Source organism: Pseudarthrobacter albicanus (genome assembly GCF_018224015.1).
GTDB classification, from domain to species: Bacteria; Actinomycetota; Actinomycetes; order Actinomycetales; family Micrococcaceae; genus Arthrobacter; species Arthrobacter albicanus.
Genome location: NZ_JAGPOT010000175.1, coordinates 1 through 2,097, shown reverse-complemented (window position 1 = coordinate 2,097; position 2,097 = coordinate 1). Strand labels below are relative to the sequence as shown.

Genomic DNA, 2,097 nt, shown 5'->3' with positions numbered 1-2,097 from the left:
TCGCCGACCCCTTCATGACCGGGAATGAACGGCGGTGCCGGCTTCACCGGCCAGTCGCCCGCGGCTGCGTGCAGGTCCGTGTGGCAGACGCCGGTGGTCAGTACCTTGACCAGTGCCTCGCCGCGGCCCGGGACGGGAATGGGGAGGGTCTGGATCTGAAGATCCTTGCCGAATTCGGTTACTACTGCTGCTTGCATTGTCGTCGTCATTGGCGAAATCCTTGCGTAGTTTGAAGCGGTGGACGTGTAAGCCGGGCTTAGAAGAAGCCGAGCTTGTTTTCGTTGTAGCTGACCAGGAGGTTCTTGGTCTGCTGGTAGTGGTCCAGCATCATGGTGTGGTTTTCACGCCCGATGCCGGAAGACTCGTACCCGCCGAACGCAGCACCGGCCGGGTAGGCAGATGTGTCAGGCGTGGATTACTCGCCGCCGATCCGGTCCGTCAGCCGTCTTTGAACGTGACCTGAGCCGTCTGGGCTCGGCTGTGCGAAGACAGACATCGCTAGCTCCCTTGCTGAGCATGACGGTGGCCGCCGTTGCCTTCAGCTTAGAAGCGGGAGGGTTGCGGTCAGGTTGCAGCCTTGCGAATCAACTCAATTGCGCTGACGCGTTCCGAGTTCGGATTCCAGACGCTCCATGTCAGCAACCACCGCGGCCCGCTTGGGTGAACGCGGCGCCAGCAGCTTCAGCGCCGCCCTGCGCACACCAAGGTCATCGCTCGCTTCCGGCAGTTCGGCATATTGCAGCAGGGCTTCCGCGCTGCCGTCCGTGAGAAGGGCCTCCCGAAGGAGTGTGGAGACACGATCCCGAAGCTCCACAACGCCAGGAGCTTCGGAGTGAGGCAACACCGGACCGCGATAAATTTCCAGAGCGACCCGGTGGGCCCCGCGCTGGAGGCAGCTAAGAACCTGGCCGGCGTCCGGCAGCACATCCATAGTTAGTCTGTAGGGCCGGGATTCCGGCACGACGGCCGGGTTGAACTGCTGAAGGATTTTCCTCAACCGGACCATCTCCGCCCGAAGGGTCACGGCGGAAACTTCCCCGAACAACAGGCTGCACAGCTCCTCGGCGGTCAGTCCGTCTGGATGAATGCTCAAAAGGGCCAGCATCTCACTGTGTCTCGGGGACAGCGTTACCGTTCGGCCTTCGATGCTGAGCAGGGCGTGGTCCCGGCCGAGCAACTGCAGGCTGTTGCGGTAAAGACTCGTGACCGGATTGCCGCTCCCGTGTGCTGTTTTGCGTTTTGCCACGGGAGCAAGCATTCGCCGTCGTGCCAGCCGGTCCCGCTTCGCCGCGGCCAGCTGAAGCCGCTCCACGCGCAGTTGCGCCTGTGCCGCCGCTACGGTCGCCTCGACGAGGGACAAGGTATGCGGGGCGACTGCCATCTCGGTGCCGGTAATATCCAGGACCCCGAGCACGGCGCCGGTATCCGGATCGTGGAAGGGGACAGCCGTGCAGCTCCACGCGTGAATTGTCCTGTTGAAATGCTCGGCACCGGCAATCTGGATGCCGCGGCCCAGCGCCAGAGCGGTACCGGGAGCGCTGGTGCCGACCGTAGCCTCTGACCAATCCGCGCCTGGGACAAACATCATGCTCTCCGCGCGCCGTCGCAGCGCGGCATCTCCGTCGACCCACAGCAGCCGGCCCAGCTCATCCCCCACGGCGACGAGCAGCCCGCTCTCGTAGCTCGGCTGAACCAGCAGTTTGTGAATCACCGGCATAATTGAAGCCAGCGGATGGCCGCGGCGGTACTCCTCCAGCGCGTCGCCGTCCAAGGCCAAGGTGGCCTGTGGCATGTCCGGATCCGCTTGCAGCCGCAGCGAACGCTGCCACGACTCCTCGATGACTCTTCGAAGCGGGCCATGCCCCGGATTGGCGCCTTGGAGCTGGGCTGCAAGAGACCGCGCAGCGGGCAACGGGGTTCCCGTCCCGTGGCTGCGGGACAGCGAGCGGGGACTGCGCACGGTGGCTCCATTGGCGGCTAAGGGCGCGCGACGAATTAGTGGTGGTGCGTTACGGCGTGTCGGTTGGCGCGAGCGTGTAGTTCCATTCGCCGTGGAATTCGTGGCGGGTGAGGGGTAGCGCGTCGATATCCTGGGCG

2 protein-coding genes are annotated in these 2,097 nt (G+C 64.3%); both read right to left on the bottom strand.

The window, feature by feature from the left end; genetic code table 11:
• Positions 1–209, bottom strand: a 209-nt coding sequence (locus J9611_RS21245) for an alcohol dehydrogenase catalytic domain-containing protein (RefSeq protein WP_211879651.1), incomplete at its 3' end; no start/stop codon positions are given.
• Positions 210–589: 380 nt separating this feature from the next.
• A complete protein-coding gene (locus J9611_RS21240; protein ID WP_211883206.1) occupies positions 590–1,912 on the bottom strand; it encodes a helix-turn-helix domain-containing protein in 1,323 nt (440 codons plus the stop codon).
• Between the last annotated feature and the right edge of the window lie 185 nt (positions 1,913–2,097).